Annotated in this window: 18 protein-coding genes; 12 read left to right on the top strand and 6 right to left on the bottom strand. The window is 71.0% G+C overall.

The genetic code is table 11. The annotated features are described in order from the left end of the window. Nucleotides 1-464: 464 nt before the first annotated feature. Both ABD970_RS02295 and ABD970_RS02290 read right to left on the bottom strand, forming a co-directional pair. A complete protein-coding gene (locus ABD970_RS02295; RefSeq protein WP_345293877.1) occupies nt 465-1,493 on the bottom strand; it encodes a chorismate transformation FkbO/Hyg5 family protein in 1,029 nt (342 codons plus the stop codon). After that, nucleotides 1,490-2,884: an NAD(P)/FAD-dependent oxidoreductase gene (locus ABD970_RS02290; protein ID WP_345293876.1), complete on the bottom strand. Its 1,395-nt coding sequence runs from the start codon at nt 2,882-2,884 to the stop codon at nt 1,490-1,492. The genes ABD970_RS02295 and ABD970_RS02290 overlap by 4 nt, the downstream gene beginning before the upstream one ends. A gap of 149 nt (nt 2,885-3,033) precedes the next feature. Between ABD970_RS02290 and ABD970_RS02285 the strand changes: the two genes are divergently transcribed. The 12 genes from ABD970_RS02285 to ABD970_RS02230 all read left to right on the top strand — a co-directional run bounded on the left by ABD970_RS02285 (nt 3,034) and on the right by ABD970_RS02230 (nt 12,397). Next, nucleotides 3,034-3,303: a phosphopantetheine-binding protein gene (locus ABD970_RS02285; protein ID WP_345293875.1), complete on the top strand. Its 270-nt coding sequence runs from the start codon at nt 3,034-3,036 to the stop codon at nt 3,301-3,303. Then, nucleotides 3,300-3,998: a COG4648 family protein gene (locus ABD970_RS02280; protein ID WP_345293874.1), complete on the top strand. Its 699-nt coding sequence runs from the start codon at nt 3,300-3,302 to the stop codon at nt 3,996-3,998. The genes ABD970_RS02285 and ABD970_RS02280 overlap by 4 nt, the downstream gene beginning before the upstream one ends. A gap of 80 nt (nt 3,999-4,078) precedes the next feature. Beyond that, nucleotides 4,079-4,825: a lysophospholipid acyltransferase family protein gene (locus ABD970_RS02275; RefSeq protein ID WP_345294542.1), complete on the top strand. Its 747-nt coding sequence runs from the start codon at nt 4,079-4,081 to the stop codon at nt 4,823-4,825. Nucleotides 4,826-4,854: 29 nt separating this feature from the next. Continuing rightward, nucleotides 4,855-5,136, top strand: coding sequence for an ApeI family dehydratase (locus tag ABD970_RS02270; RefSeq protein WP_345293873.1), 282 nt, complete (start codon nt 4,855-4,857; stop codon nt 5,134-5,136). Nucleotides 5,137-5,218: 82 nt separating this feature from the next. Then, a complete protein-coding gene (locus tag ABD970_RS02265) occupies nt 5,219-6,265 on the top strand; it encodes a lysophospholipid acyltransferase family protein (protein ID WP_345293872.1) in 1,047 nt (348 codons plus the stop codon). Beyond that, a complete protein-coding gene (locus ABD970_RS02260; RefSeq protein WP_345293871.1) occupies nt 6,228-6,851 on the top strand; it encodes a LolA-related protein in 624 nt (207 codons plus the stop codon). Before ABD970_RS02265 ends, ABD970_RS02260 begins: the two co-directional genes overlap by 38 nt. 380 nt (nt 6,852-7,231) lie before the next feature. Beyond that, nucleotides 7,232-9,586 (top strand): MMPL family transporter, encoded by a 2,355-nt coding sequence (locus ABD970_RS02255; RefSeq protein ID WP_345293870.1) that lies wholly within the window; start codon nt 7,232-7,234, stop codon nt 9,584-9,586. Beyond that, nucleotides 9,583-10,026 (top strand): hotdog family protein, encoded by a 444-nt coding sequence (locus ABD970_RS02250; RefSeq protein ID WP_345293869.1) that lies wholly within the window; start codon nt 9,583-9,585, stop codon nt 10,024-10,026. Before ABD970_RS02255 ends, ABD970_RS02250 begins: the two co-directional genes overlap by 4 nt. 22 nt (nt 10,027-10,048) lie before the next feature. After that, the gene (gene fabG / locus ABD970_RS02245) at nt 10,049-10,780 is read left to right on the top strand and encodes a 3-oxoacyl-ACP reductase FabG (protein ID WP_345294541.1); all 732 of its coding nucleotides are present in this window, start codon (nt 10,049-10,051) and stop codon (nt 10,778-10,780) included. An 82-nt stretch (nt 10,781-10,862) separates the two neighbouring features. Further along, nucleotides 10,863-11,369 (top strand): hypothetical protein, encoded by a 507-nt coding sequence (locus ABD970_RS02240; protein WP_345293868.1) that lies wholly within the window; start codon nt 10,863-10,865, stop codon nt 11,367-11,369. 40 nt (nt 11,370-11,409) lie between these two features. Next, nucleotides 11,410-11,829, top strand: coding sequence for a DUF1801 domain-containing protein (locus ABD970_RS02235; protein ID WP_345293867.1), 420 nt, complete (start codon nt 11,410-11,412; stop codon nt 11,827-11,829). An 85-nt stretch (nt 11,830-11,914) separates the two neighbouring features. Continuing rightward, nucleotides 11,915-12,397 (top strand): hypothetical protein, encoded by a 483-nt coding sequence (locus tag ABD970_RS02230; RefSeq protein WP_345293866.1) that lies wholly within the window; start codon nt 11,915-11,917, stop codon nt 12,395-12,397. A 33-nt stretch (nt 12,398-12,430) separates the two neighbouring features. Here the strand turns inward: ABD970_RS02230 and ABD970_RS02225 are convergent, their stop codons facing one another. The 4 genes from ABD970_RS02225 to ABD970_RS02210 are packed head-to-tail and all read right to left on the bottom strand — an operon-like array spanning nt 12,431 to nt 16,887. After that, on the bottom strand, nt 12,431-14,074 hold the full coding sequence (locus tag ABD970_RS02225; RefSeq protein WP_345293865.1) for an NAD(P)/FAD-dependent oxidoreductase: 1,644 nt from the start codon (nt 14,072-14,074) through the stop codon (nt 12,431-12,433). Next, nucleotides 14,074-14,910, bottom strand: a complete 837-nt coding sequence (locus ABD970_RS02220) for a glycosyltransferase family 2 protein (protein WP_345293864.1) — start codon at nt 14,908-14,910, stop codon at nt 14,074-14,076. Before ABD970_RS02220 ends, ABD970_RS02225 begins: the two co-directional genes overlap by 1 nt. Then, a complete protein-coding gene (locus tag ABD970_RS02215) occupies nt 14,903-15,682 on the bottom strand; it encodes a beta-ketoacyl synthase chain length factor (protein WP_345293863.1) in 780 nt (259 codons plus the stop codon). Before ABD970_RS02215 ends, ABD970_RS02220 begins: the two co-directional genes overlap by 8 nt. After that, complete coding sequence (locus ABD970_RS02210; RefSeq protein ID WP_345294540.1) at nt 15,679-16,887, bottom strand: beta-ketoacyl-[acyl-carrier-protein] synthase family protein; 1,209 nt, start codon at nt 16,885-16,887, stop codon at nt 15,679-15,681. The genes ABD970_RS02215 and ABD970_RS02210 overlap by 4 nt, the downstream gene beginning before the upstream one ends. Nucleotides 16,888-16,889 lie beyond the last annotated feature (2 nt).

Below are 16,889 nucleotides of genomic sequence, written 5' to 3'. Positions count from 1 at the left end.
GAGGCTTTGTGGCTGCAGCAGCTGCAGAGCGAGCAACGCCCCGGAAATTGGTGGAGAGACTGCCGTCCCTGGCGTACGAGCGTTGGCTTCGGAGCGCCCACCCCGGTTGGCCGCAAGCGCGGGAAGCAGGCCGTCGAGGCTTTGCTTCGCAACGCGTGGCGACGCGTTCGTCATCGGACCGGCACGAACTACGCTCGGCGCGGCCGGTCGTTCGCAGCCGCAGTCGTTGCCGATAGGGCAAAACCCCAAGGATCGATGACGTGGCTGCCATCCATGGCGCAACGATGGGGCGCGGATCGCCCGGCCCGGTTGGCCGCAAGCGAGGGAAGCATGCCGTCGTCGCGGTTCTCCTTCGCAACGCGTGGCGACGCGTTCGTCATCGGACTGGCCCGCACTAAGCTTGGCGCGGCCGGTCGTTCGCATCCGCACGGACTGCCGATAGGGCAGTCCGTCAGCGCGGCTACTCACCCATGCACCCCGTCGATCTCGACGGCCAGTTCGCGACGGCAGATCGCGGCATGCAGCAGCACGCGGGGCACCGTGTTGCCGAAGCGCCGGTCCAGCGCCTCCGCCACCGTGGGCAGGTCGTCGCGGTCGCGGACGTAGACCTTGAGCCGCGTGCCGCTGCCGAAGCGCGCGGGCAACGACGGCGCGCGCTCGCGAGCGGCGGCGAGCAGGCTGTCGAAATTGGCGAACGTTTCGTCGATCTGCGCCAGCAACTCGCCTTCGTGCTGGGACGCGTGGCCGACCACGCTGGCGGTGCCCGAGAGCAGCAAGGGCATCGTGCTGCCAGGCGGCGGCAACATGGCACGGGCGAAGCTCGGCGACTGCGGCCCGTACTGTCGCGGATAGCGGTAGGCGCTCAACTGGCGCGGGTTCTCCACTGGCAGCCCGGGCGTTCTCGCGGCAAGCCAATAGACCTGGACCACGCGTGCATCGTCGCAGCGCCCGATGGCCGTTGCCGCCGGCAGGCGCTGGGCGTCGAAATCGCCCAGGCCTTTGGCCCTGCCCACGCAGAAGGCGCGATAGCGCTCGGCGTCGCCCTCGCCCAGGGTGATGGCATCCAGGTAGTTCCAGATGCGGAGCAGGTGGGGGGTGCCGCTGCGGCGCGTGAACGCGACCAGGCGCGCGTAGGCAATGGCGGCCGCCGCTTCGACGCCGCCGGCTTCCGGGTTCTCGTCGACCTCGATGGCGCCGAACAGGAGTTGGCCGTCGGTGGCCCAGCGGATCCCGTCGTCGCGGCCGTGTTCGACCGGTGCATTGGCATGCCAGACCTCGTACGGCGCGGTGGCGTTGGCGGCGGTCCGGAATGGTTGCAGCGGCACGCGCAGGTAACGCGGATCGTCGAGCCCCGCCTCGTCGCACCCGAACCCGAACACCGCCAGCGCGTCCTCGGCCAGCAACGCGCGCGGGGAGGCGGCATGCGCGTATTCGACCTGCAGCCGCGGTTGCCTGCCGTGCGGCAATGGCAGCATCGACACCGGGCGGCTCATGGCTTGTCCGCCTGCAGGGTCTCGCCGGTGAACGACACGCCCACTTGCCGCCGGCGCGCCAGCCAGCCGCGAAACGCGCTAGGCGCGATCGCCACGGCATTGGCGGCGTAGAGCAGCCGGAACAGCAGCAGCCGGCGCAGGACCGCGCGGTTGTCGAACACGTCCCCGGCCAGCATCGAAATCACCGCCTGCTCGATCCGCAGGGCGTTGCGCGGCGTCCGGAACAGGCGCTGCATCACTGGCGTGGTGAAGCGGTGGATGAACCAGGAGAAATGCTTCAGGCCACGCGTGGCGCGCCTGGCCATGGCGCGTTGCAGCGCCTGTTCGCGATCCGGCTCGCGCAGGGTGCCGTCGACCACCGCCGCGGCGCGCTCGGCGCTGTCCATGCCCAGGTAGACGCCCGAGGAGAACACCGGGTCGATGAAGGCGTAGGCGTCGCCGGCCATGACCCACCCGGGTCCGGCCATGCGCGCGCAGGCATAGGAATAGTTGCCGGTCACGTGCACCGGGGCGACGCGCGTTGCCTGCCGCATGCGGTTCCACACCGTCGGCGCCGCCTCCAGGGTCCGCATCAGGAAGGCCTCGTTGCGGCTGGCCTGGTCGCGACCGGCGTTGCCCGGGTCGCGGTTGCGTTGCCGGAGGTACTCGGGGAAACACACCGCACCCACGCTCATGACGTCGTCCGGCAGGGGGATCAGCCAGTACCAGCCATGTTCGAAGCGGTCGATGGTGATGTTGCCGGCGTCCTCGCCCTCGCGCCGCTGCACCCCCTTGAAGTGGCTGAAGATCGCGGCGGACTGGTGCTGCGTGCTCTTGCGCTTGAGTCCGAGCGCGTTGCCGAGGAAGGTGTCGCGGCCGCTGGCGTCGACCAGGTAGCGCACCCGGTAGCGCAACGCCCCGCCGTCGGCGGGGCGGACATGCACGACCGCGGGGCGGTCGCCCTCGAACGCGACCCGGGTGACCGTGGCCTGTTCGCGGACCTCCACCCCCTGCGAGCGCGCGTGTTCGAACAGCAACTGGTCGAATTCGTCGCGACGGACGTGGAACGCGTGGTCGAAAGTCGGCGACAGGGCGCGGTCGAAACGGAACACATGGGTGGAGCCGGCCGCGTCGCGCAAGGGGAAGTCGGCGCCCGGCTTGTGCACCCCGATCGCGCGCACCTGGTCGAGCACGCCCAAGCGCTCCAGGATCGGCAGGTTCATCGGCAACAGGGATTCGCCGATGTGGAACCGGGGATGGCGGTCCTTCTCCAGCAAGGCGACGCGCCAGCCCTTGCGGGCCAGCAGGGCGGCCGCGGTGCTGCCCGCGGGGCCGCCGCCGATGACCAGCACGTCGACCTGCTGCTCCGCTGCCGCTGCATCGATGTCGGTGCTGTGTTCGGTACGGCTCATGCGCCTTCCGGGTGGGGTTCGCGGCGAGTGCCGGCCCGTGCGATCATTCCGGGGGCGCATGATAGCGCGGCCGCCAACCTGCGCCGCGAGCCATTCCAGGGGCGCAACCGCGCCCGACACCCGCCCCGCAACACGGAAGACCGCCGAGCATGTCCAGCCAGACCCCAGCCGAACGCGAACTCGCCGACCTCCTGGTCGAAAGCCTCAACCTCGAGGACGTGGCCGCGGCGGACATCGACCCGGAAGCGCCGCTGTTCAACAGCGGGCTGGGGCTGGATTCGATCGATGCGCTGGAGCTTTCGCTGGCCATCAGCAAGCGCTACGGGTTCCAGCTGCGTTCGGACAACGACGACAACCTGCGCATCTTCGCGTCCCTGCGGGCGCTGTCGGAGCATATCGAGCAGAACCGGGCTGCTTGACGACCCCGCCGGTGGCGATCGCGCTGCAGGTCCTGCTGGCCGCGGCCTACGCCTTGCTGGCGCACACCGCCAGCGCGCGCCAGGACGACGCCTTCGCCGCCGCCGCGCTGGTGGTCCTGGTCCTGCTGCTGATGGTCGTGCCGCTGCGCGACCGGAGGCGCTGGGCCTGGCTCGCCCTGCCCCTGCTGCTGATGACGGTGTGGCTGCTGCATGCCAGCGGGCTCGCGTCGCTGCCGCTGCTGCTGGTGCCGGTGGCCTTCCTGGGCCTGGTCGCCTACTGGTTCGCGCGCAGCTTGCGCGCGGGCAGCGTGCCGCGGATCACCCGCATCGTGGCTGCGCTCGAAGCCCTGCCCGCCGAGCGCGTGGCCGCAGACCTGCGCGCGTACACCCGTGGCCTCACGGCGCTGTGGGCAGTGCTGTTGCTGGTACTGGCCGTCACCAACCTCGCCCTGGCTCTGGTCGCCTCTCCCGGCGGCCTGCTGGCCACGGTCGGCATCTCTGCGCCGGTCACGATCACCCGCGAGCAATGGTCCTGGTTCGCCAACCTGGCGAACTACGGCATCGTCGGCGGCGCGTTCGTGATCGAGTACTGGGTGCGCAAGTGGCGTTTCCCGGGGCGCTATCGCAACGTTGCCGATTTCGTGCGCAAGCTGTCGTCGCTCGGCCCGGCCTTCTGGCGGGATTTCCTGCGCTGAGGCGGTGCCGGCCCGCCGTGCCGCGCACTGCTTCGGTATCCTTCCCGCCCATGCAGACCCGCGTCGACACCCCCAGCTTGATGGCTTCGGCGATGAAGGGCTGGGCATGGCAATGCGCCAATGCGCTGCAACTCGCGTTTACCGCGGCGTGGACGGCGGTCTGGATCAGCCTGGCGCTGGGCGTGGTGGCGTTGACCGGCAGGCGCGACTGGGCGCTGCGCATGGCGTCGTCGTGCTGGGCGCCTGGCCTGCTCGGGGGCGCCGGCGCGCGCCTGCGGGTCGAAGGCGTCGAGCGCATCGACTGGTCGCGGCCGTACCTGCTCGTCGCCAACCACCAGTCGGTGATCGACGTGTGCGCGCTGTTCCGCGCCGTGCCCGTACCGCTGCGCTTCCTGCTCAAGCGCGAGATGACGCGCGTGCCGTTCGTGGGCTGGTATGCACGGGTGACCGGGATGCTGTTCATCGACCGCGAGGATCGCCGCGCCGGGCCCCTGCTGCGCCGCGACGCCGCCGGCATGCTGCGCCGCGGCGAGAGCCTGTGCCTGTTTCCCGAGGGCACCCGCAGCCTCACGGGGGCGGTGGCGCCCTTCAAGGCAGGTGCCCTGCAATCGGCGATCGACGCCGGTGTCGCCGTGTTGCCGGTGGCGATCGAGGGTGCCGGCGCGGTGTTGCCGGTGGACGGCCTGTTCCGCGTGCGCCCGGGTCGGATCCGGGTGCGCGTGGGGACGCCGCTGCCGACGCAGGGCGCCCAGGGTCAGCCGGATCGGCAGGTGCTCGCGGCGCAGGCGCATGCCGCCGTCGTGGCCCTGCTGCGCCGGCCGGCGTGACCGGCATGGAGCGCGGACAAGCGCAGGGCATGACGTTCCAAGTGCAGGGCGACCATCCCTGCCTGCCAGGACATTTCCCCGGGCGGCCGCTGGTGCCGGGCGTGGTCATCCTCGACCACGTCATCGAAGCGATCGAGCGCCAACATGGGCCCTTCGAGGCCGGCTTGCGCCTGCCGCAAGTGAAGTTCATGCAGCCGCTGCTGCCTGGTGAAACGGCCAGCGTGCACATCGACGCGCTGGACGGAGCACGCTGGCGTTTCCGGGTCTGCCGCGGCGACCGGCTGCTTGCCAGTGGCGAGGTCTGCGCATGAGTCCGACGCCCCGTCCCTCTCGGCGCAAGCCGCGCGCGCTGCATCCGGCCTCGGCGCGCCCTCGGTTTACGCGTGGGCGGCCATGAGTTCGGAATGGAAGCAACGCCAGGAAGGCGGCGGCCGGTTCGCGATCGGCTTGATCGGGGCGATCAGCCGCCATGGCGGTCGCGCGCTCGGCCGCCTGTGCCTCTACCCCATCACCGTGTACTTCCTGCTCAAGCGGGGCGCCGAGCGGCGGGCGTCGCGCGCCTACCTCGCCCGCGCCCTCGGCCTGCGCCCGAGCCTGCTCGACGTGGCGCGCCACATCCATACCTTCGCTTCCACCATCCTCGACCGCGTGTTCCTGCTCGGGGAGCAGGCACCCGGGCGTGACATCAGGGAGCGCTTCGACGTCAGCATCCGCGGCCTCGATGGCATCCATGCGCAGCTCGACCAGGGACGCGGCGTGCTCCTGTTCGGATCCCACCTGGGGAGTTTCGAGGTGCTGCGCGTTTTGGCGCGCCAGCGTCCGGACTACACGATCCGCGTCGTGCTGGACAAGGCGCACAGCCCGGCCATGACCCAGCTCTTCGACGCCATGAACCCCGAGATCGCCGCCAACGTGATCGACGGCAGCCAGGACGGCCCGGCGATCATGCTGGCGATCCAGCAGGCCGCCGAGCAGGGCCACCTGGTGGCCTTGCTCGTCGATCGCGCGCAACCGGGCCATCCGACCGTCGACGTGCCGTTCCTCGGCGCGCCGGCCGAATTCCCCACCGCGCCTTGGCTGATCGCGGCGGTGCTCAAGGTCCCGGTGTCACTGGCCTTCGGCCTGTACCACGGCGGCAACCGCTACGAATTGGTGTTCGAAACGTTCAGCGAAGGACTCGACATCCCGCGGCGCGAGCGCGCGGCCGCGATCCCCTCGCTCATCCGCGGTTACGCCGCCAGGCTTGAACATTACGTGCGTTATGCACCTTACAACTGGTTCAACTTCTATGATTTCTGGGGACACGGCGATGCATGCAACCCGCGCGAACCCACGCAGCCAGGCCTGCCGCCGAGCGCCGGCGCCGCGGCGGCGCCTGGCACAGGGCGTGCTGCTGGGGGCGATGCTGCCGTGCCTGGCGCTCCTCCAGGGCAACGTTGAGGCGGCCACCCCCGGCGTGGAAAGCAGCTGGATCCTCGCCCGGCTTGCGCGCCCGGCACCGATGAGCACGCCCTTCGTGGAGGTCCGCGACTCGCCGATGCTCAAGGCGCCGTTGCGCATCCAGGGCCTGTACGTGCGTCCCGATGCCGACACGCTGGTGCGCGAGGTGCGCTCCCCGTACGCCGAAACCACCACCATCCGGGCCGGCGAAGCGACCATTGCCCGCGACGGGCGCACGCCGCGTCGATTCTCGCTGTCGCGGGTCCCCGAACTGGCGAGCCTGCAGGCCAGCTTCGGCGCGCTGCTGACCGGGGATGGCGAGTCGCTGTCGCGCAGCTATCGCATCGAGTCCAGCGGGACCCGCCAGCGCTGGACCCTGACCCTGGTGCCGAAGGACGCGAAGCTGGCCAACCGCGTGCGCGACATCGTGCTGCACGGACGCGGCGCCGAATTGCGCTGCATCGAGACGCGGCCGGCCAAGGGCGATACGCAGCGCACCCTGCTCGCCGGTGCTGCCCGTTCTGCGCGGGAAGTGACCGATGGTGCGGCGCTCGCGGCGATCTGCAGGCAGGACGACAAAGCCTGAGTGCGCTCGCCTGCCGGACGGGGCAGGCGTAACGGTTCGGGTCCATGCGCCTGATCGGCTGCGCGCATGCCGGTGCCCACAGACCCGGTGAGGCCCGCCGCTTGCGTCCGGCACCGGGCCCCGTTGTCAGCCCGGGTCGGTTCCCCTCGGGCGCGCGGCCCCCGCGCCATCGAAGGGCAGTCGTGCGACCATCCCCCGGCGCCCGCGTCCGGCGCGCAGCACGGGGAAACCATGAAGCCGTTGTCGCAGCGCACCTGCCAGGCGGAGCTTGCGAGCCGCCAAGCGTACCGTGGCATCCCGCTCAGGTGGCCTGCCGCGCGCGTCGCTTCCCGTAACGGGTGTCTGGTGAATGCGATGCCCTCGCAATCGGCGCTCATGGCATGACCGCCACCTGGCGCACGGTGCTGGCGGTTGCCTGGCTGGCCCTGCTGGTCCTCGCCGGCTGGCTGGTGTCCCAGCGCCTGGAAATGAGCGGTGACTTGCGGAAGTTCATGCCCGAACCCCGCACCCCCGCCCAGAAACTCCTCATCGACGAGCTCGGCGAGGGCCCCGGCTCCCGCCTGCTGCTGCTGGCCTTGTCCGGCAGTGATCCCGAAACGCTGGCGGAGCAATCGCAGGCGCTGGCAGCCGCGCTGTCCGCCGACGGCAAGTTCGAGTTCGTTGCCAACGGCGGCGACGCAGGGCTGGAAGCCATCCCCGAACAGCTGCGACCCTATCGTTACCTGCTGTCGCCGACGCTCGATCGGCAGGCGCTGGATGCGGCCTACCTGCGCGACCAGTTCGAGCAACGGGTGCAGGACCTGGGGTCTCCCGCCGCCGCCCTGGTCGAGCCCTTGCTGCCCGCCGATCCCACGCTCGAGACCCTGAAGCTCGCCGAAAGCTGGCAACCGGCCAACGCGCCGCAACGCCTGCACGGCACCTGGTTCGATGGCGCCGGGCGCCAGGCGTTGCTGGTGGCGCAGACCAGTGCCGCCGGCTTCGATCCCACCGGCCAGCAGGCCGCCTACGATGCCGTGCATGGGGCGTTCGCGCAGGCGCGCGGCGCGACCGGCACGCAGTTGACGATGACCGGGCCCGGCGCGTTTTCGGTCGAGATCGGCGGCCGCACGGCGCGCGAGGCGCAGTGGATCGGCACGGTGGACAGCATCGGGCTCATCCTGCTGCTGCTCGTGGCCTACCGCAGCTGGCGCATGCCCTTGCTGGGCGTGTTGCCCCTTGCGAGCGCGGGGCTGGCGGGGCTCGGCGCGGTCGCGTTGCTGTTCCAGAGCGTGCACGGCATCACCGTGGCCTTCGGTTTCACCCTGATCGGGGTGGTGCAGGATTACCCGATCCATTTCTTCAGCCACCAGCGCGCGGGCCTGTCGCCCTGGGACAACGTGCGCGCGTTGTGGCCGACGCTGGCGACCGGCGTGGTCGCCACCTGCATCGCCTACCTGACCTTCCTGTTTTCCGGTGTCGATGGCCTGCAGCAGCTGGCGGTGTTCACGATCGCCGGCCTGGGCACCGCCGCGCTGGCCACGCGCTTCGCGCTGCCCGCGCTGATCGATCCGTCGCCGCGCGATCCGGCGCGGTCTCCCGGCCTGGCGCGCCTGTGGCGCGCGATCACGCGCCTGCCGCAGCCGCGCTGGCCGCTGCTGGCGCTCGCGGTGGCGTGCGTCGCGGTGGTGGTGCTGTCGCGCGGACCGTTCTGGCAGAACGATCTGTCCAAGCTCACCCCGGTGCCGGCCGATGCACTGGCACGCGACGCGACCCTGCGCGCGGAGCTGGGCGCGCCGGACGTGCGCCACGTCGTCGTGGTGCGTGGCGCGAACCCCGACGCGGCCTTGCGCGCTTCGGAGGCGCTGCGCCCGGCGCTCGATGCCCTGGTCGCCGCTGGCGCCCTCGACGGATACGACCTGGCGGCGCGTTACCTGCCCAGCAGCGCCACCCAGCGTGCCCGGCAGGTGCGCCTGCCCGATGCGGCGACGATGCGCGCCACGCTGGACGAGGCGCTCGCCGGCACGCCGTTCCGCGCCGACGCATTCGAGGACTTCCTGGTCGATGTCGAGCGCGCCCGGCGCGCGCCCCCGCTGCGCCCGTCCGACCTGGCGGGCACGCCGCTGCAGGCCAGCGTCGAGGGCCTGCTGCTGGCGGGCGCCGAGCAGTCCACCGCCCTGGTCTCGCTGGGCGGGCTGCGCGACGTCGCCGCCGTGGCGCAGGTGGCCAGCGCGCATGGCGCGGAACTGCTGGACATGAAGCAGGCGTCGGAATCGCTGGTCGCGGCCTATCGCGGCCGCGTGCTGGCGGCGCTGGCGCTGGCGGCGGTGCTGCTGGCGGCCACGGTGTGGCTGGCGTTGCGCACGCCTTCGCGGGTGGTGCGCGTGCTCGTGCCGATGGCCCTGACCACGCTGGTGGTCCTGGCGGTGCTGCGCGGGCTGGGGGTCGAGTTGACGCTGTTCCACCTGGTCGCGTTGATCCTCGCGGCGGGGCTGGGACTGGACTACGCGCTGTTCTTCGAGCACGCCGGCGACGACCGCGACGACCAGCTGCGCACCTTGCACGCGGTGATCGTGTGCAGCCTGATGACGCTGCTGGTGTTCAGCCTGCTCGCCCTGTCGTCGATCCCGGTGCTGCGCGCGCTCGGCAGCACGGTGGCCATCGGCGTGCTGTCGAACTTCGTGCTTGCGTTGCTGGTTGCGCGGCACCCGCATGCCGAGTCGGGCACGACCGCCCCGCCCCCGGGTGCGCGGGCATGATCGGCCGCGCCGCCATCGAGGCCCTGGTCCCGCACGCCGGCGCGATGTGCCTGTGGGACGAAGTGCTGGACTGGGATGGCGCGCGCATCCGCTTGCGCGCCGGTACCCATCGCGCCCCGGACCATCCCCTGCGTTCCGGCGGCCAGCTGCGCGCCGTCCACCTGTGCGAATACGGCGCGCAGGCGATGGCGGTGCACGGCGGCCTGCGCGCCCAGGCCGCCGGCGGGCAGGCGCGGCCCGGCATGCTGGTGGCGCTGCGCGGCGTCGAATTGAGCGTGACCCGGATCGACGACCTGGCCGGTGCGCTCGAGTGCGAAGCCGAGGTGCTGGTGGAGGCCGAGGCCAGCCAGCAGTACGGATTCCGGATCCTGCATGCCGGCGCGCTGCTGGCCGAGGGTCGCGCGGCGGTGATGCTGGGCTCGCCGCAGGCTGCGGGATAATGAGCGGATGAAGAACGGATCGATCAAGGATGCACCCAGGCGCGCCCTGGTCACCGGGGGCAGTGGCGACATCGGCGGCGCGATCTGCCGCCGATTGGCAGCCGCCGGCAGCCACGTCATCGTCCATGCCAATGCCAATCGCGAACGCGCCGAGCAGGTGGCGACAGCGATCCGCGAGACGGGCGGCAGCGCCGAGGCGGTTGCCTTCGATGTCACCGATGGCGACGCGACCGCGACGGCCCTTGCCGAGCTGCTGCAGGCGGGGGCCATCCACCAGGTGGTCAACAACGCCGGCATCCACGACGACGCGCCGATGGCGGGCATGTCCCGCGACCAGTGGACGCGTGTCATCGACGTGTCGCTGCATGGCTTCTTCCATGTCACCCAGCCCTTGCTGCTGCCCATGGCGCGCGGTCGCTGGGGCCGCATCGTCAGCGTGTCCAGCGTGGCGGCGCTCCTGGGCAACCGCGGCCAGGCCAACTACGCCGCGGCCAAGGCCGGGTTGCACGGCGCCACCAAGTCGCTGGCGCGGGAGATGGCCAGCCGTGGCATCACCGCCAACGTCGTCGCGCCCGGCGTGATCGCCGGGGACATGGCGGCCGACGCCTTCCCGCCCGAGACCATCAAGCAAGTCGTGCCCGCCGCGCGCGCCGGCACGCCGGAGGAAGTGGCCGCCCTGGTCGGCTTCCTGTGCGGAGAGGAGGCGGGCTACATTAACGGCCAGGTGATCGGGGTGAATGGCGGGATGGGCTGAAAACGCAGGCGCGGCGGCCGGCCATCGGACGGGGACCGAGGGGCCGTCGGAACCACAACAAACAACCACGCAAGGGGGAGTCATGGAACGCAAGGCGAAGAACATCGCGTTGCTCGCGGCACTGATGATGGTGGCGGGAAGCGCATCCGCGCAGGCGGTGCAGGTCCAGAAGCCGGTGCCGTACTCCGAAGACGGCGACATCGCCGACAACATCAAGCAGGAGTGCAAGCTCGACGCGCAGTTGGCCGACTTCATCGCCGAGTACGGCAAGGACAACGGCATCGACGTCGCGTTCACCGACGGACCCGTCGACCGCGCCGCGCCGCGTGCGCTCGACGTGCGCATCACCAACGCGATCAGCATGGGGAACGCCTGGATCGGACACCAGAAGGGCACCACGGTGGCGGGCAGCCTGTACGAGAACGGCGAGAAGATCGCCTCGTTCAAGGCGCGCAGGCACTCGATGGGCGGCATGTTCGCCGGCTACAAGGGCTCGTGTTCGGTGCTGGGCCGGACGGTCGAGGCCATCGGCGAGGACATCGCGAGCTGGCTGAAGGCTCCGGTCGACGGCGCCAACCTCGGCGATTGAGTGGTAAAACGGACACCACCTGGGACGCGCAGGGTCCGAGATGGCTGAACTGAAGACCAAACCAGGCACGGAGTCCGTCGCCGCGTTCATCGACGCGGTGGAGGACGAGGGCAAGCGCAAGGACTGCAAGGCGCTGGTGGCGATGATGCGCAAGGCGACCGGTTGCAAGCCGGTACTGTGGGGCGGCGCCATGGTCGGGTTCGACCGCTACCGCTACCGCTACGACAGCGGGCGCGAAGGCGAGTGGTTCATCGTCGGGTTCGCGCCGCGAAAACAGACGCTTTCCGTCTACATCATGCCGGGCTTCGAGGCGTTCTCGGAATTGCGCGCCAAGCTCGGCAAGCACTCGACCGGCAGGTCGTGCCTGTACATCAAGCGGCTGGCGGACGTGGACATGGACGTGCTCGAAGCGCTCATCGAGGCATCGGTCGTCGTGATGCGGACGCGCCATCCCGGGTGAACCGGTTCAGCAAGCGCCGCGTGGCATGACCGCAGGTTCATGGCCGTTGGTGGATCATCGGGTCCAGTCCACCGGAGACAACGCCATGTCGATTCCCTTGCCCCTGCGCCTGGTCGCGCTGGCAGTCATCGCCACTGCCCTGGCGGCATGCGCCAGTTCGCACGTCCTGACCGGCACGCCGCGCGCGCCGATCGACCCGGCGCAGGTCCGCCTGTACTACGGCCCGCCACCCACGCCCTACGAGGAGATCGCGTTGCTGGAAACCAGCAGCGGCGCGTTCACCTACGGCGAGCAGAACAAGACCAACGCGGTGCTGGCGAAGCTGCGCGCCGAGGCGGCCAAGCTCGGCGCCAACGGCATCCTGTTCCAGGGCACGGCCGACGGCTACGGCGGTGGCGGGGTCAGCGTCGGGGGCGGCGTCGGCCGCGTCAGCGGCGGTGGACGTGGCTTCAGTACGAGCGGCCTGGGCGTCGGCGTCAACATCAGCCCGCGCCAGAAGCACGCCAAGGGCGTGGCCATCTGGGTGCCGAACCCGCCACCGCTGCCGGCGCCCGAACCGCCGCGCTGAGCGTCCCGGCGCAGTGCGCCGGCGATTCGCGCGTCAGGCGGCGGCGCCGTACCAGTGCGCGTCCAGCGACGCGGGCGCCGGTGCCGTTGCGCATCCCTCGAGCAGAGCCGCGAGTCCGTGGTCGTCGATGCCGGGATGCGCTTCCCGCGCGTGCTGGAGGATCTCGGCCGCCAGCCATTCCATCCGTTCAACGTTGCCGCGCAGCCGGGCGAGCAGGGCCGGGTCGTCGAGGCGGTCGTTGAGCGCACGGTTCATTTCGTGGAACCAGTCGACGAGGTACTGGTCGAGCAGGCGCTGGTCCGGCCGCAGCGGTCCGGTGTTGCGCGCGGACCAGTCGCGCAGCAAGCCCTGCATCGCGAGGTTCAACTTGCCCGTCAACTCGAACTGGGGACGCAGGCGGCCGAGCAGCGCGAGATCCGTCATCCGGTCCTCGAAGAACAGCGGCGCCAGCAGGCCCCAGTACCACGTGTAGTCCCAGATGATCTTGACCGGCATGACCTGGGCGTCGCCGAAGATCGGGTACTGGCCCTGGTAGAGGGTCAGCATGTGGCGGTAGAAGCTCTGGTAGAGCTGCTCGTACAGGTGCGCGTACGGCGCGATCGCCTGTCCCGCGCGATCGCGGGTGACGAGGTCGCAGACGTAGGTGTTGCTGATGCCGATGAAGTCGCTGCCGGGCGAGTAGAAGGGATCCAGGAACACCCCCGCCTCGCCGGTCAGTGCCCAGCGGTCGCGCGAGAACACCTGCTTGCAGCCGTGCGAGAAGTGGCGCAGGAAGGCGAAATCCTGCACGGCGTGCCCGGGGGCGTCGAGGTCCTGTGCCACCCGGGGCTGGTGCCTGCGCAGCCATTCCATCGCCTTGGCGTGGGTGTTCATCGACTCCAGCGGATGCAGCGCCGGGTCGCAGACGATGCCCACCGAGTGGGCCCCGGAGGCCAGCGGGATGAGCCAGACCCAGTAGCCGGGCCCGCACATGTGGTTGGTCGAACGCCAGCGGTCCGGCGGCGTGCAGCGTCCCAGCCACTGCGCATCCTCGCTCCAGCGGTTGGGATCCAGGTGCCCGTCGACGCGCCACCACACGGCATTGGCGTCGTGGTCGTTGGCCTCGGCCAGCCCCAGCTTGCGCTTGAGCAGGCCGGCGCGACCGGAGGCGTCGACCAGCCAGCGCGCCTGCAGCGCCGTCGCCACGCCATCGCGCTCGATGGCCACCGCGTGCAGCCCGTCGCCGCTGGCGATCTCGAGCCCGCGCACCGAGGTGCCGTCGCGGAACGCCACCCCAAGCCTTCGCGCCTCCTCGCCCAGGAAGTTCTCGAACCGACCGCGGTCGAGTTGCCACGACGGCGTCGGGAGCAGGCGGCTCACCCCGAGTTCGGTGCACCGGTCGACGTCGCGCCGGCCGTCGCTGAAGAAGAACCGGAACCCGAACTTGCGCAGCTGCGCATCGTCCAGGTGGCGCTGCAGGCCGAGCACGCTGGAGAAGTAATGCGCCCCGATCTCGACGGTGGATTCGCCGACCTTGAACGCCGCTTCGCGCACCGGGTGCTGGCGCCGTTCGACCACCACCACGTCGATGTCCGGGTCGCGCTGCCGCAGCTGGATGGCCAGTGTCAGCCCGGCCAGTCCACCGCCGAGGATGGCGACGTCGTGCGGGGATCCGGTGGCCTGCACAGGATCGGACATCAGGCGTGGCCGGGCGCTCGCGAACCGGCGCGTTCTGGATCGACATCGCCGCCGGCATCGTCGATCACCGGCGGCGTGGCACGGGTGCGCAGGTACTCGCGGAGCATGTCGCCGCGCGCCCAGATCTGCGCCGCCACGTGGCCCACGATCTCGCGCAGGTCGCGCACCAGGCGGAAGTGGCTCTTGCGGAAGTGCGCCGGCGCGTTGGCCGGGGCGTAACGCGATTCGATGGGCACGGCGACGACGCCCGCGCCGGCATCGCGCGCGGCGGAAATCAGCATCTGCGCCTCGTAGACGAAGCCCTCGCCGGGCACGTCGCGCAAGGTGAAGACCGATGCCGGGTACAGGCGTTGTCCGCTCTGGCTGTCGACGATCCTGAAGCCGCAGGCCCAGCCGATGCCCCAGTCCCCGAAATCGTTGCCGAGGCGGCGGTACCTCGGCTGCGCCGCGCGCTTGCGCAGGCGGGCGCCGATGACGAGGTCGCCAGGGTGGCGGTTGGCGGCATCGATCAGTCGCGGGATGTCGTCCGCGCTGTGCTGGCCATCGCCGTCCATGGTGACGACGGCCCGTGCACCCAGCCGCTCGGCTTCCCGGAAGCCGTCGCGAAGCGAGGCTCCCTTGCCCATGCGCCGCGGATGCCGCAGCAGGACGACGGGCAGGTCGGCGATGCGGTCGGCGGTTCCGTCGTCGGAGCCGTCGTCGACCACGATCACCGTCGGGCACTGTGCGAGCGCGCCCTCCACGACCTCGCGGATGCGCAAGGCTTCGTTCAGCGCCGGGATGACCACGGCGACGTTGTGCCTGTCCAGCAGCGTCCCGGAGCCGGCGTCAGTCATGCGCGAACTCCACGCGCAGCAGGCGCCCCGGCCCGGCCTTGAGCAGGACCAGGTCGTCGCGCGTCGCCAGGGCGTCGAAGAACGGCAGCATCGGCGCCATCGAATTGCCGGCGGCGCGACGCGCCAGCGGGCCGGTACGTGCCGGCACCTCGCCGTCCACGAGGGTTGCGCGCAGGCGCGTGCCTTCGCAGTCCGCCGCGAGTACGAGCGCGCCTCCGAGCAGCCCGCGACTGCCCGACATCGCCGACAGCGGGCCGGTGGCTTCGGTGTCGTAGGCCACCAGCAGCACGCGGTCGGCGCCTGCGGCCAGTTGCGACATGGCCTCCAGCAGGCCCTGCGCAAAGCTGGCGTCGTAACTGCTGATCGCGGTGGTGGGCTGGAGGCAGCCGCTGCCGATGGTCCAGTAGCCGGCGGCTGCGTTGTGCACCGAATTGTGGAAGCGGGTCGGCGACAACTCGAGCGGATGCTCGGCCAGCGTCGCGCAAATGTAGTCGGTGATGGCCAGGTCGCCGTGGGTGGACGCGAAGACCGATGGCAGCTCGGTTGGGTCGGCGCCGGCCGATTCGCATGCGGCCATCGCCACGTCCAGCGCGACGGCGACCGACGCCGGTGCGCGCCGGCGCTCGTTTGGGGCCAGCAGCCGTGGCACCGGACGCGCCGGCGGATCGGCCGGCAGGGTGCCGCTTGCGACCAGGTCGCGTGCGGCGTCCCAGGATGGCAGGCCGTCGTTCCAGAATCCGACCCCGGCGATGCATGCGTGCAAGGTGTTCATGCGCGCCCGAACAGCAGCGAGCTGTTGTTGCCGCCGAAGCCGAAGGAATTGTTCATCGCGTACCGCAGGCCTTCGGACCGGGCGTTGTCGAACCGGATCTGCGGGCCGCAGGCGGCGTCCGGCGCCGTGCTGTTGAGCACGCCCGGCAACAGCCCATCCTCCAGCGCGATCAACGCGAACACCGACTCGACGATGCCGGCGGCACCCAACGTGTGCCCGGTCCAGCCCTTGGTCGAACTGGCATGCAGGCTGTCCGGGAAGAGGGCCGCCACGGCGCCGGCCTCGACGCCGTCGTTGGCGGGCGTGGCGGTGCCATGCAGGTTGAGGTAGCCGACGTCGCGCGCTTCGACGCCGGCCCGTGCCAGTGCGTCGGACATCGCCAGGCGGGCGCCCAGGCCTTCCGGATGCGGCGCCGACATGTGGTGGGCGTCGCTGGACTCGCCGTAGCCGCGCAATTGCAGGCCGCCTTCGCCTGGACCGGGGCGCTCGAGCAAGGCGAAACCACCGGCCTCGCCCAGCGACAGGCCATCGCGCTCGCTGTCGAAGGGTCGGCAGGGTCGGACCGACACCAGGCCCAGCGAATTGAAGCCGTAGAGCACGCTGCCGCACAAGGTGTCGACGCCCCCGACGACGGCGGCATCGACGATCCCGGACGAGATCAGCCGCGCGGCCTGGGCGAACACCTTCGCGCTGGACGAACAGGCCGTGGCCACGGTGACGCAGGGTCCCCGGAGCCCGGTGGCGGCCTGCATGAAGTCGCCGAGCGAGTGCGGCGTGTGCACGATCGGGCGATCGAGGTCGGCGGGGAAGGCGGGCTCGCCATCGGCACCCTCCTCGAGCCGCGCATAGGCTTCCTCGGTCGCGCCGATGCTGGCGGTGGACGTGCCAAGGACCAGGGCAACGCGCGTGGGGCCGAGGCGATCGCGCACCTCACTGACCGCCTCGGGGAAGCCGTCCTGCTGGAAGGCCAGCCAGGCCAGCCGGTTGTTGCGGCAATCCCACCGCGCCCAGGGGTCGGGCAGCGGCGCGTCCTCCAGGCCGTCGACCCGGCCGATCCAGGTCCGCAGCCGCGCGCCCTCGCCGGTGTGCGGGAAATCGTTTTCCCGCAGGCCACCCCGGCGCGCGCGCAGCGCTTCGGCCTGGGCAGCGCGGCCGCGACCGAGCGCGGTGGTGGCGGTGTAGGCGCGGATCGACAGGGCCGCAATGG

Source organism: Luteimonas vadosa, from assembly GCF_039543545.1.
Taxonomy (GTDB): domain Bacteria; phylum Pseudomonadota; class Gammaproteobacteria; order Xanthomonadales; family Xanthomonadaceae; genus Luteimonas; species Luteimonas vadosa.
Note: the sequence above shows the minus strand (reverse complement) of the source record. Positions and strands in the feature narration are given on the sequence as shown.